The following is a 12785-nucleotide window of genomic DNA, read 5'->3' as shown; positions in this document are numbered from 1 at the left end:
GCAAATGTTCAGCTTCCGCCGATTTCCGACAGGCTGGGCGTTCCGGGAGGCACGCCTTCCCCCTTGTAGGTCAGCACCGGCTTGCGCGCAGCGCGCGTCTCGTCGAGCCGGCGGCGCGGAGCATAGTGCGGCGCGCTCTTCAGGCTCTCGTCCCCGGCCTTGGCGCGGGCGGTCAGGCTCTTCATCGAGGCGATGAAGCGGTCAAGACCGGCCTTGCTCTCGGTCTCGGTCGGCTCGACCAGCATGGCGCCATGCACGACGAGCGGGAAATAAACCGTCATGGGGTGGAAACCCTCGTCTATCAGGCCTTTCGCAATGTCGAGCGTAGAGAAGCCTTCGGGCAGGTTATCGTCGCTGAACAGCGCCTCGTGCATGCACGGACCGGCATCGGCGAACGGCGCGTCCAGATCGCCTTCAAGGCTGCGCAGGACATAGTTCGCGTTCAGCACCGCGTCCTCTGCCACCTGGCGAAGGCCGTCGACACCGTGGCTGAGCATGTACGTCAGCGCGCGGGTGAACATGCCCATCTGGCCGTGAAACGCGGTCATGCGGCCGAAAGTCTGCGGCAGGTGTTCCTTGGCACCGCGCTCCTCCACCATGCGCAACCGGCCCTTTTCGTCGCGGCGGACGAACGGGATCGGCGCAAAAGGCGCGAGCAGTTCGGACAGGACCACCGGCCCCGAACCAGGACCGCCACCGCCGTGCGGAGTGGAGAACGTCTTGTGCAGGTTGATGTGCATCGCATCGACGCCAAGGTCGCCGGGGCGCACCTTGCCGACGATGGCGTTGAAGTTCGCACCGTCGCAATAGACCAGGCCGCCCGCGGCATGGACCGCGTCGGAAATGGCCTTCATGTCGCGTTCGAACAGCCCGCAGGTGTTGGGGTTCGTGATCATCACGCCCGCAACGTCAGGGCCAAGCCGGTCCCTGAGCGCCTGCAGGTTGACGCGGCCATCCTTCGTGGCCGGGATATTCTCGACCCGGTAGCCCGCGAAAGCCGCCGTCGCCGGATTGGTGCCGTGCGCGGATTCGGGCACGAGGATCACCTCGCGCGCGTCGCCGCGTGCTTCCAGCGCGGCGCGGATCGCGAGGATGCCGCACAGTTCGCCATGCGCGCCCGCCTTCGGGCTCATCGCGACCGCTTCCATGCCGGTCAGCTTGCAAAGCCAATTGGCCAACTGCTCGATCACTTCGAAGGCGCCCTGCACCGTGTCCATCGGCTGAAGCGGATGGATGTCGGCGAAACCGGGCAGCCGGGCCATCGCCTCGTTCAGACGCGGGTTGTGCTTCATCGTGCACGAACCCAGCGGGAACGGGCCGAGGTCGATGGCATAGTTCTGACGCGAAAGGCGCGTGTAGTGACGCACCGCCTCAGGCTCGGTCAGCGAAGGCAGATCGACCGGCGCCTTACGCGCGAATTTCGCAAGCGAGGGGCTCACATCGCCCGGCTCCTCGTCGAAATCGACGCCGCACTTGCCAGTACCGCCCAATTCGAAGATCAGCGCTTCTTCCAGCGCAAGGCCTGCATCGCCGCTGGCAGTCTTCGCCGCGGGGCCGGTGCCACCTTCACCCATTTCAGGTTTCCATCCGCTCTTGTTCGGGGCGTTCATGCGAGTTCCTCCGCAAGAGCGGAAACGAGGGCGTCCATATCCTCGTCGCTGCAGGTTTCGGTGACACAGACGACCAACCCTTCGGACAAATCGGGTGAATCCGGATAAAGGCGGCTGAGCGCAACGCCCGACAGGATGCCGCGCTTCGCCATGCGCAGGGCGACTTCGCGCGAATCCTGACCGACGAGCCGCAGTGTGAACTCGTTGAAGAACCCGCCTTCGTTGACGAGCTCGACCCCGTCGATCGCGGCCAGCTTGCCAGCCGCCTTGACCGCGCGGGCGTGGTTGATGCGCGACAGCTTGTCGAGCCCTGCACCGCCCAGCAGCGTCATGTGGATCGAAAACGCCAGAGCGCACAGGCCCGAATTCGTGCAGATGTTGCTCGTCGCCTTTTCGCGGCGGATATGCTGTTCGCGTGTCGACAGCGTCAGCACGAAACCACGCTTGCCGTCGGCATCGACGGTCTCGCCGCAGAGGCGGCCCGGCATCTGGCGAGTATACTTCTCACGCGCGCCGAACAGGCCGAGGTAAGGCCCGCCGAAGTTGAGGCCGACACCCAGCGACTGCCCCTCGCCCACGACGATGTCCGCGCCCAGCGAGCCGGGGCTTTCGAGAAGGCCCAGGGCCACAGGCTCGGTCACGACGGCCACCAGAAGCGCGCCCTTGTCGTGAGCGGCATCGGCGATCCGGGCCAGATCGGGGATGCGGCCAAGGATATCGGGATACTGCACTACGACGCACGAGGTCGCCTCGTCGATCATGGCGATCATCGCGTCGTCACCGGCGTCGGCAATCAGCGCGGGCGAAAGTTCGCGGATCTCGTCCTTGGTGAACTTCGCCATCGTCTTCGCGGTCGACAGATAGTGCGGGTGGATCGGGCCGATCACCACGCCGTCGCGGCGGGTAATGCGCGCGGCCATCGCGATCGCTTCCCAGCATGCGGTCGACCCGTCGTACATCGAGGCATTGGCGATATCGGTGCCGAACAGGCGCGCAACCTGCGTCTGGAACTCGAACAGGACCTGCAGCGTGCCCTGCGCGATTTCAGGCTGATAGGGCGTGTAGGCGGTCAGGAACTCGCCGCGTTGGATCAGGTGATCGACGCTGGCGGGGACATGGTGGCGATAGGCACCTGCGCCCAGGAAGAACGGCGCATCGGCCGCCGACAGGTTCTTGGCCGCAAGCTTCTTCATGTGCCGCTCTACCGCCATTTCGCTGGCGTGGGCGGGCAGCCCCGCGATCTCGGCGTTGAGCACACCTTCGGGCACGTCGCGGAACAGGTCGTCGACCGTGTCCACGCCGATCGTGGCCAGCATCTCGCTGCGGTCGGTGGGAGTGAGAGGGAGATATCGCATTGGTCGGGGTTCAGTCCTTGAAGGCGAGGAAACGCAGGCGGACGTAATCGGCGGTCCAGTTGCCGTCCGGATCCTGCAATTGCGGGGCGAGTAGGCGGACAGTCTCGGCGATCATCGCCTCGCCGTCCTGCCGATCGAAGAAACCGTGGCGGAAGGTGTTCAGCCAGGACGCCATGCCGTCGGCAAGCGGAGTGGGCCGCGGGACGAGAGCGATGGCGTCGACCCGAAAGCCCGCCGCTTCAAGTTCGCGGGTAGCACGGGTCACACTGGGATAGTTCTGGCGGTCGACCGGATCCTGACCGCGCGTTTCGGCAACGGCGCGGATCGCCGTGCGGATGGCGGCGATATTGCCGAAGCCGCCGCATTCGCAGGCAAAGCGCCCGCCGGGCTTCAGCGCGCGATGGACGCCCGCGTAAACCGCCGGATGATCGGGCATCCAGTGCAGCGCCGCGTTCGAGAAGACAGCATCGAATTCGCCATCGTAATCGAGCGCCTGCCCGTCGCCCTGCCGCACGGAAAGCCCGCGCGCCCGGGCACCATCGAGCAAGCCCGAGTCGGCGTCATAGCCGAGCACTTCGGCACCGCTTTCGGCAATTCGCGCGGTCAGCACCCCGTCGCCGCAGCCGAGGTCGAGGATGCGCTCCCCTTCCTTCGGCCCCAGCAGGTCGAGCACGGCCTGCCCCAGGGCCGGAACGAACGAAGCGATCGTTCCGTACGCCTTGGCATCCCATGCCTGCGGGGTGCCCGTGCCGGAGAGCGCAGGGGCCATCACAGGCTGTCGACGTATGCCTTGTAGGCGGGCTCGTCCATCAGGCCTTCCAGTTCGGAAGCGTCCGACAGCAGCACCTTGAACAGCCAGCCGTCGCTTTCCGGCTTGGTGTTCACCAGTTCCGGTTCATCGGCCAGCGCGCCGTTGGCTTCGCGCACTTCGCCCGAAACCGGGGTGTAGACGTCCGAGGCAGCCTTCACCGAATCGACGACCGATACGGAATCGCCCTTCGAAACGCTGTCGCCTTCGCCCGGAAGCTCGACGAACGTGATGTCGCCAAGCTGTTCCTGCGCGTAGTCGGTGATGCCGACAGTGCCCATCGGGCCGTCGACCGAAATCCATTCGTGGTCCTTGGTGAAATAGGTCGTCATGTCGGATCAGGCCTTTTTCTTGCGATGATAACGATGAGGGACAAAGGGCATGTCGGTTACGGTCGCGTCTAGCATCTTGCCGCGGACCTCGATCTGAAGCTTCGTGCCCGAAAGCGCGTGGCCCGCCTCGACATAGCCCATGGCGATGGGACCGCCGACCGTGGGGGCAAAGCCGCCGCTGGTGACGGTGCCGATGCGCGCGTCGCCTGCGAAGATCGGCGCGCCCTCGCGCGCGGCCATGCGGCCTTCGATCGTCATACCGACACGCTTCGAGCTCGGTCCCTTGGCCAGCGTTTCGAGGATCTTGCCGGCGGCGGGGAAACCGCCCTGTTCGCGCCGCTTCTTCGAGATCGCGAAAGTCAGGTCGGCGCTGACCGGATCGGTCTGTTCGGTGATGTCGTGGCCGTAGAGCGGAAGGCCAGCCTCAAGCCGCAGGCTGTCGCGCGCGCCGAGGCCGATCGGCTTCACCTCGTCCATCGCCACCAGCGCGTCTGCCAGCATCGCGACCTTGTCGGCCGGCACCGAGATCTCGAACCCGTCCTCGCCGGTGTAGCCGCTGCGCGTAATGTAGAGCGGAACGTCGCCCCACATCGCGAAGGTGCCCTGCATGAACGACAGATCGTTGGTGAGGGGCACCAGGCGGCCTAGCGCATCGGCGGCCTTGGGCCCCTGCAGCGCAAGCAGCGCCTGCTCGTCATGGTGGGTCAGCGTGATTTCATCGGGCAAATGTTCGCGAAGGTGGCCGATGTCGTCCCACTTCACTGCGCCGTTGACGACCAGCGCGTAGTGGTCGCCCGCGTTGGTCACCATAAGATCGTCGAGGATGCCGCCGTCTTCGTCAAGCAGCATGGAATAGCGCATCCGGCCCGTCTTCAGCGCCGAGAAATCGCCGGGCATCAGCGCCTCGAGCGCTTCTGCGACACCTTCGCCGGAGACCGAGAGCTGGCCCATGTGCGACACGTCGAACAGGCCCGCGTTCTCGCGCGTCCAGGTATGTTCGGCAAGGATGCCCTCGTACTGGATCGGCATCGAATAGCCCGCGAACGGCACCATGCGCGCGCCATGTGCGCGGTGCCATTCATCAAGTGGCAGGTTTTCGATCGTTTCGATTTCGGCTTCGGTATCGCTCAAGGTACAAGCTCCGTTTGCAATCGGCAGGCCATCGGGCCGCAAAATGCGAACCCGCGGCCCCCTCTGTCACGGAAACCTGAGAGCTTTCCCCCGTGCCCGCAACAGGCGCGAAGTTACCCCTTCGGTGGCTCCAGTTGGAGCTCTTTCCAGAGCGTCGCTATCGACCGGCACGGTCCCTTGTGCCTGAGAGATTCCGGGGCGGTTGCTCCTTCGGCGGCCTCGCCCTTCCCCCAAACAGGCGAATCACGAAGCGCTCTCCCGCGCGGTCAGCGACTGGTTACGCCTTGTCTGCGCGCGGCGGCCGAGTCAATCGGCCAATGCACCGCGCGTAGGCTTAATCCGCCGCTTTGCCAGCGTAAGCGCCGGTGCGCGCAAGATACCGTCGTTGTCGTGAACGAAACGGCCTTCCGCCTTCTCTCCGGCAAGCGCCAGCATCGCGCGTGCGACGTCTTCTGCCTTGATCGAGCGAAAGCGGCGATACTGGCCGTGGAGCATGAGGTCGGTGACGGGGCTTGCCATCATGGCGAGCCGTTCGCCCGTGCGCCGTTCACCACCGCGCGCACCGCGCAAGAGGCCGGGGCGCAAGATGTCGACGCGGGCAAAGTCCATCTTCTTCAGCGCGTTTTCCATCTCGCCCTTCACGCGCAGGTAAAACGCCTTGGCATTGGCATCGGCGCCGACCGAACTGACCGCGACCATCTGGCGCGTTCCGGCATGGGCCGCAGCCTTCGCGCATTGCACGACAAGGCCGTAATCGACCGCGCGAAAGGCCTGTTCGTCCTTGCCCGCAAGCTTCCACGTCGTGCCCAGCGCGCAGGCGAGCACGTCGGGCTTCATGTCCGCGATCGCGCCCGGCCAATTGGCGGGATCGGCGATGATCATTTCCATGCGCGCACCGGGCGGCAGCGGAGCCTCGCGCCGCGACAGCGCGGTCAGCCGGACATTCGTGAAGTTGCGCGCCTCGCAAATGAGGCTCATGCCGACAAGGCCCGTCGCGCCGATCAGCACCAAGCGTTCAGACATTGCTGAGCTCCTCCGGCGGGGCGCCGAACAGGTCGGTATATCGGCGGATGGCGTAACGGTCGGTCATGCCCGCGATGAAGTCCGCGATATGGCGTGCACGCGCGGGCTGCGTTTCTGGCAAGGCGGCCTGCCAGTCGTCGGTCAAAAGCGATGGATCCGCGCTGTAGGCCTCGTGAAGCTTCTTCAGAAGGTCGACCGCAAGGTCCGCAGTGCGTTTCTGCGCAGGGTGGTAATAGACGTTGTCGTACATGAAACGCTTGAGCACGCGTTCAGCCGCCCCGACACCGCGAGAGAAGCCCGCGAGAGCGTGACCCGCCATGCGGACTTCCAGTGCGGTTTCGATACCGGCGTCGGCGATGCGGCCCTTCGTTTCGGCGATCACGTCGTTGACCATCCAGCCGATCTGGCTACGCACCAGTTCACGCTGAAGCCTTTCGCGCGGGGTGCCGGGAAATCGACGTTCGATCATGCGCCACTGGTCGGCGATGAAGTCCATGGCGAGCAATTGGTCGAGACCGATGAACCCTGCGCGCAGGCCGTCCTCGATGTCGTGATTGTCATAGGCGATGTCGTCAGCCACCGCCGCAACTTGCGCCTCCAGCGACGACCATCGGCCAAGGTCGAACGGAAATGCGGTGTTGAGTTCATCCAGCGCCCAGGGCAGCAGCTTGTCGTCAGCAACCGGCCCGTTGTGCTTGGCCAGCCCTTCCAGCGCTTCCCACGACAGGTTCAGCCCCTCGTGCGTGCAGTAGGGGCTTTCGAGCCTCATCAGTGTACGCAAGGTATGCGCGTTGTGGTCGAATCCGCCCTGCCCTTCGAGCGCGTGATCGAGCGCGGTTTCGCCCGCGTGACCGAACGGTGCGTGGCCGATGTCGTGGGCAAGGCACAACGCCTCGGTCAGGTCCTCGTCGAGGCCGAGGCTGCGCGCGATGACGCGGCCGACTTGTGCAACTTCGAGGCTGTGGGTCAGGCGCGTGCGGTAATGGTCGCCATAAGGCGCAACGAAGACCTGCGCCTTGTGCTTCATGCGGCGGAACGCGATCGAATGGATGATGCGGTCGCGGTCGCGCTGGAATGCGCTGCGCGGGCCGCGCACGCCGCCGCCCGGCTCGCCGAATTCGCGCCCGCGCGACTGCACGGGATCGGCGGCATAGCGCGCGCGATAGCCTATGGCTTCGCCTTGGTGTTCAGGAGCGGCCAGCGTTTCCATCCGCGCGCCCTAGGCCAAATGCCCCACGACTTGAAGAGCCGATCAACTCTCGCCGAGAATCCAGTTCGCCGCAGCCTTCGCATGAATGGCCGCGCCGTCGAAGATCGGCAGGACGTTCGCCTCTGTATGGACGATGAGATTAAGTTCGGTGCAGGCCAGCACGATCGCCTCTGCCCCGTCTTTTTCGAGGTTGGTGATGATCGTGCGCAGCGTCCGCTCGCTCTGCCGGCGGACCTTGCCGAGCATCACTTCCTCGTAAACGATGCGGTCCACCGTCTCGACCGTGTCCATTTCGGGCGGAAGCAGTTCAATGTCGCGCGCGACAAGGCGGCGACGGTAGAATTCTTCCATCATCACGTTGCGCGTGCCAAGCACCGCGGCCTTGGTCTTCTCTTCCGCGATCATCGCATCGGCGACGCAATCGGCGATGTGCAGGATCGGGATCGATACCGCCTCTGCCACGCGGTCATAGACGCAGTGCATCGAGTTCGCGGCGATCACCAGCGCCTCTGCGCCGGCCGCCTCGAGCCGCTTGGCCGATGCGGTCAGCGCATCTGCCGCGCGATCCCAGTCTTCGCGGCTGGAAAGCCGGTAGAGAGGCGCGAAATCCAGGCTGTCGATGATAAGCGGGGCGGACGAATGCGCGCCGACCTTGCGCTGGACGATGCGATTGATGTCTTCGTAGTATCCTCGGGTTGAAACCCAGCTCATCCCGCCGATTACGCCCAGTTTGCGCAAATGTCCGATTCCCTCATTTTTCATGTTGCAACGCACTTCTAGAAACAAATGAGGCGGCGCGTCCAGCGACGCGCCGCCCCGTTTTGCCGGTCTCCTCCCCTTTTTCGGTCAAAGGGGCAAGACACGGTACGATCAGTTGTGCGGTGCGGGACCCGAACCGAGGATACCGATCGAGTAGCTGTCCTTGCGGCGTGTCACGCCACCTTCGGCAGTGATGCCTTCACCCCACAGCAGGATACCTGCCGCGTGCGGCGATGCCATCGAAGTTCCGCTCATCCGGGCGTACTGGCCGCCGAGATAGGTCGAGACGATATCGACGCCCGGCTCTGCGAAGTCGACTTCGAGGCCATAGTTCGAGAAGCTTGCCCAGCCGTCCGCATCGTCGATGGCCGCGATCGTGTAGATGTTCGGGCCTTCGGCGCTGGCCGGCGACTTGCGCGCGGTGTCGGCACGTTCGTTGCCGGCAGCCAACGCAAACAGGACGCCATTGCTCGACGCGGCGACGACCGCATCGTTCAGGGCCTGCGAAAAACCGCCGCCAAGGCTCATGTTGGCGACGTCGCCCGCTTTGCCCTTACCGGCGTAGTCGACACCGGCGATAACGGCCGAATAGCTGCCCGAACCGCTCGAATCGAGGACGCGGACGGCGATGACCTTGGCACCGGCCGCGACGCCGGCGACGCCCTTGCCGTCCTTCTTGGCGGCAATCGTGCCGGCAACGTGCGTGCCGTGACCGTTGGTGTCTTCGCCGCCATTGCCTTCGCCAGTGAAGTCGCGGCTAGCAGCGATGTCCACGTTGAGATCAGGGTGATCGAGGTCGATGCCCGAATCGATGACGTAAGCGACATTACCACCGGTGTACGCTTCGCCGCCGTGCACGCGATCGATGCCGTAGGGCGATTCCACATCGCCATCGTCGTGCGTCAACGTGCTGCCGCCGCCGCCGGGCTTGCCCGGACCCTTCCCAGACGGGGGCGCCATCGGCGTCACGTCGATCGGGCCAAGCGAGAAAACCTGGTCCTGCTCGCAATAGGCGATGCCTGGGTTCTTGGTCTTCATGCGTTCGACAGCCTGTGCCGGCATGTAGGCCGAAAAGCCGCGGATGGTGTTCTTGTACGTGTGCATGACACGGCCGCCGTTGCCGCGAACGGCGCCTTCGGCAGCGACTTTTACGAGGTTCTTGGAGACCGCGCCCTTGTGAAAGACGCAGATGTACTGGTTGGCGATCGGCTTTGCGCCGCGTTCTTCAGACGGCTTTGCTGCTGCAGGCATGGCGATGAAGCTGGCACCTGCAAGTGCCGCGAAAATCAGTCCCTTGGAATGCATGACCCTGATTGTCTCCCTGATGTTTCCCCGACCCCCGGGGAAGCGATCAGACTAACCGGTCATTTCACGGACGCAATGACATTTAGCATCATCTGAAACTAAATTCGCCGCCGGAGAGAGACGTTCTGTCCCTCTCCGGCGGCGATTAATAGTTAACCGGCAATTGCATTTTTTGCCGGTCGATCCCGTTCGGGCAGCAAGCCTCCTTAGTCGGCCAACGCCTTGTTGATCTCCTCGACCATCTTCTTCGCGTCGGCGAGGAGCATCATCGTCTGGTCCATGTAGAAGACGTCGTTGTCGACGCCCGCATAGCCGACGCCGCCCATCGAACGCTTGATGAAGAAGACCTGCTTGGCCTTGTCCACCTCGAACACGGGCATGCCGTAGATCGGCGAGGACTTGTCGGTCTTGGCCGCCGGATTCACGACGTCGTTCGCACCGATGATGAAGGCAACGTCGGTCTGCGCGAATTCGCCATTGATGTCTTCAAGCTCGAAGACCTCGTCGTAAGGCACGTTCGCTTCGGCGAGCAGCACGTTCATGTGACCGGGCATACGGCCCGCGACCGGGTGGATCGCGAACTTCACGGTGACGCCCTTTTCCTTCAGCAGGTCGGTCATCTCGCGAAGCACGTGCTGTGCCTGCGCGACGGCCATGCCGTAGCCGGGGATGATGATGACCTGTTCGGCCTGGCTCATCATGAAGGCTGCGTCTTCCGCGCTGCCGCGCTTCCACGGACGGTCGGTCTGAGCAGCACCGCCGCCACCGCCGCCGGCATCCGAGCCGAAACCGCCCGCGATAACCGACAGGAATCCGCGGTTCATCGCCTTGCACATGATGTACGACAGGATCGCACCCGATGCGCCGACCAGCGCGCCGGTGATGATCATCGCCGTGTTGTGCAGGGTAAAGCCCATCGCCGCCGCGGCCCAGCCCGAATACGAGTTTAGCATCGAGACGACCACCGGCATGTCCGCGCCGCCGATCGGGATGATCAGCAGGAAGCCGATGATGAAGGCCAACACGGTGATGACTGCGATGATCCAGAACGACTGGTCCTGCGTGAAGTAGGCGGTCAGCCCCAGAATCGCGGCAAGCGTGCCCAGGTTGATGACATGACGTCCCGGCAACATGATGGGCGCACCGCTCATCTTGCCGGCAAGCTTCAGGAAGGCGATGATCGAACCGGAGAAGGTGATCGCACCGATGGCGATGCCAAGCCCCATTTCCACGCGGCTCACCGGACTGATCGCCCCGCCCTCACCCAGAATGCCGAAAGCACCGGGGTTGAGATAGGCCGCCCAGCCCACCAGCACGGCGGCAAGACCGACCAGCGAGTGGAAGGCGGCAACCAGCTGCGGCATGTCGGTCATCGCGATCTTGCGCGCGATGATGAAACCGATACCGCCACCGATCACGATGGCGACGATGATTTCGGGCAGGCTGGCAAGGTCATGCGTGATCAGCGTGGTGACGACCGCGATGGTCATGCCGATCATGCCGTAACGGTTGCCCTGACGCGAAGTCGTGGGATGCGACAATCCGCGCAGCGCGAAGATAAAGCACACGCCCGCGACGAGATAGGCGAACGCCACCCACGGATTGACCGCGTGCGCCGCCGCTTCGACCGGAGCCTCGACGATGTCGATCTGCTCGACGACGACAGAGAGGAAGGAGGAAAGGCTCATCAGTTCGCCTCCTTCTTCGGAGCAGGACGCTCCTTCTTCTTGTACATGGCGAGCATGCGTTCGGTGACTGCAAAGCCGCCGAAGATGTTCACGCTGGCAAGCACGATGCCGACCAGACCAAGCCACTTGGCAGCCGGGCTACCGGCTTCGGCAGCCGCGATCAGCGCGCCGACGATGATGACCGACGAAATCGCGTTGGTCACCGCCATCAGCGGCGTGTGAAGCGCCGGCGTAACCGACCAGACGACGTAATAGCCGACGAAACACGCCAGCACGAATATCGAGAGGATAGCGATGAAATCCATGATTTCCCCCTTGGCCGGTCAGCGCCTTGGCTGCACCTGCCCTATAATGTAGCCCGACGATCCGGCGACCTGCGCAGGTAGGGCGAAGGCCCGGCCCGGCAGATCGCTGCGGATCACGCGGTCAGCCGTTCGTTCACGACTTTCCCGTCCTTCGTCAGTCGGATGGCGTCACCGATCTCTTCGTCCAGCACGACTTCATTCTTCTCACCGTCCCAGAAGGCCGACAGGAAGTTGAAGAAGTTGCGGGCCAGAAGAGCCGAAGCGTCGGCGGCAAGGTGCGCCGGTGTGTTCGAGAAGCCGACGATCTTCACGCCGTGCTTTTCGACCACTTCGTCAGGTACGCTGCCTTCCACGTTGCCGCCCTGTGCGACGGCAAGGTCGAAAATGACCGAGCCGGGACGCATCGATGCGATCTGCTCGTCGGTGATCAGGCGCGGCGCGGGCCGCCCCGGGATCAGCGCGGTGGTGATGACGATGTCCTGCTTGGCGATATGGCTTGAGACAAGCTCGGCCTGAGCCTTCTTGTACTCGTCGCTCATCTCGGTGGCATAGCCGCCCGAGCCTTCGCCCTCGATCCCTTCGACGCTTTCAACGAAAATCGGCTTCGCGCCCAGCGACTTGATCTGCTCCTTGGTGGCGGAGCGGACGTCGGTGGCCGAAACCTGCGCGCCGAGACGGCGGGCCGTGGCGATCGCCTGAAGGCCTGCAACGCCGACGCCCATGACGAAGGCCTTGGCAGCGGTAATCGTGCCTGCAGCGGTCATCATCATCGGGAAAGCGCGGCCATATGTATCGGCAGCGACCAGCACGGCCTTGTAACCGGCAAGGTTCGACTGACTGGACAGCACGTCCATCGATTGCGCGCGCGTAATGCGCGGCATGAATTCCATCGACAGCGCCTCGAACCCGGCGGCCGAGTAGGCATCGACGAGGTCGCGGTTGCGAAACGGATCGAAGATCGCGGCGACTTTCGCGCCGGGCTTCGCCCCTGCAAGGTCGAGCACGGCAGGCGCCTGGACGCCCAGCACCCAGTCCGCGTCCTTCACGGTCGCGGCAAGGTCGCCGACAGTTGCACCGGCGTCGACATAGTCGGTATCGGAGATCGAGGCATGACGCCCCGCACCACTTTCGACCTTCAGCGTCGCGCCAAGTTTCGCAAGTTTCTTAACAGTTTCCGGTGTCGCAGCGACGCGGGTCTCTCCGACCGCGCGTTCCGCCACGACGGCGATGATTGGCCCCTGCCCCGTTCCCTCCATGGG

12 protein-coding genes and 2 riboswitches are annotated in these 12785 nt (G+C 64.2%); all 12 genes read right to left on the bottom strand.

Features of this window, described 5'->3' with window-relative positions; all coding sequences use genetic code 11:
- Positions 1-8: 8 nt before the first annotated feature.
- The 12 genes from gcvPB to A9D15_RS13490 all read right to left on the bottom strand — a co-directional run bounded on the left by gcvPB (position 9) and on the right by A9D15_RS13490 (position 12782).
- Positions 9-1610 (bottom strand): aminomethyl-transferring glycine dehydrogenase subunit GcvPB, encoded by a 1602-nt coding sequence (gene gcvPB, locus A9D15_RS13545; RefSeq protein ID WP_066765816.1) that lies wholly within the window; start codon positions 1608-1610, stop codon positions 9-11.
- Positions 1607-2965, bottom strand: coding sequence for an aminomethyl-transferring glycine dehydrogenase subunit GcvPA (gene gcvPA / locus A9D15_RS13540; RefSeq protein ID WP_066765814.1), 1359 nt, complete (start codon positions 2963-2965; stop codon positions 1607-1609). The genes gcvPB and gcvPA overlap by 4 nt, the downstream gene beginning before the upstream one ends.
- A 10-nt stretch (positions 2966-2975) precedes the next feature.
- Entirely contained in the window at positions 2976-3734 is a 759-nt protein-coding gene (locus A9D15_RS13535; protein WP_066765812.1) for a class I SAM-dependent methyltransferase, read from the bottom strand.
- Positions 3734-4105 (bottom strand): glycine cleavage system protein GcvH, encoded by a 372-nt coding sequence (gene gcvH / locus A9D15_RS13530; protein ID WP_066765809.1) that lies wholly within the window; start codon positions 4103-4105, stop codon positions 3734-3736. The genes A9D15_RS13535 and gcvH overlap by 1 nt, the downstream gene beginning before the upstream one ends.
- Positions 4106-4111: 6 nt before the next feature.
- Positions 4112-5236, bottom strand: coding sequence for a glycine cleavage system aminomethyltransferase GcvT (gene gcvT, locus A9D15_RS13525; protein WP_082924470.1), 1125 nt, complete (start codon positions 5234-5236; stop codon positions 4112-4114).
- Between the two features lie 53 nt (positions 5237-5289).
- Positions 5290-5396: riboswitch (glycine riboswitch) on the bottom strand.
- Positions 5397-5507, bottom strand: a riboswitch (glycine riboswitch).
- Between the two features lie 35 nt (positions 5508-5542).
- A complete protein-coding gene (locus A9D15_RS13520; RefSeq protein ID WP_066765808.1) occupies positions 5543-6259 on the bottom strand; it encodes an NAD(P)H-binding protein in 717 nt (238 codons plus the stop codon).
- Positions 6252-7469, bottom strand: a complete 1218-nt coding sequence (locus A9D15_RS13515; RefSeq protein ID WP_066765806.1) for a deoxyguanosinetriphosphate triphosphohydrolase — start codon at positions 7467-7469, stop codon at positions 6252-6254. The genes A9D15_RS13520 and A9D15_RS13515 overlap by 8 nt, the downstream gene beginning before the upstream one ends.
- A 42-nt stretch (positions 7470-7511) precedes the next feature.
- Positions 7512-8231 carry an aspartate/glutamate racemase family protein gene (locus A9D15_RS13510; RefSeq protein ID WP_066765804.1) on the bottom strand — a complete coding sequence of 240 codons (720 nt, stop codon included), beginning with the start codon at positions 8229-8231 and terminating at the stop codon, positions 7512-7514.
- A 108-nt stretch (positions 8232-8339) separates the two neighbouring features.
- Positions 8340-9533 carry a S8 family serine peptidase gene (locus A9D15_RS13505; protein ID WP_082924469.1) on the bottom strand — a complete coding sequence of 398 codons (1194 nt, stop codon included), beginning with the start codon at positions 9531-9533 and terminating at the stop codon, positions 8340-8342.
- Positions 9534-9739: 206 nt separating this feature from the next.
- A complete protein-coding gene (locus A9D15_RS13500) occupies positions 9740-11221 on the bottom strand; it encodes an NAD(P)(+) transhydrogenase (Re/Si-specific) subunit beta (RefSeq protein ID WP_082924468.1) in 1482 nt (493 codons plus the stop codon).
- Complete coding sequence (locus tag A9D15_RS13495; RefSeq protein WP_066765803.1) at positions 11221-11526, bottom strand: NAD(P) transhydrogenase subunit alpha part 2; 306 nt, start codon at positions 11524-11526, stop codon at positions 11221-11223. The genes A9D15_RS13500 and A9D15_RS13495 overlap by 1 nt, the downstream gene beginning before the upstream one ends.
- Before the next feature lie 113 nt (positions 11527-11639).
- Positions 11640-12782, bottom strand: coding sequence for an NAD(P) transhydrogenase subunit alpha (locus A9D15_RS13490; protein WP_066765801.1), 1143 nt, complete (start codon positions 12780-12782; stop codon positions 11640-11642).
- Positions 12783-12785: the final 3 nt, after the last annotated feature.

The organism is Croceicoccus pelagius, assembly GCF_001661915.1.
GTDB lineage: Bacteria > Pseudomonadota > Alphaproteobacteria > Sphingomonadales > Sphingomonadaceae > Croceicoccus > Croceicoccus pelagius.
Note: the sequence above shows the minus strand (reverse complement) of the source record. Positions and strands in the feature narration are given on the sequence as shown.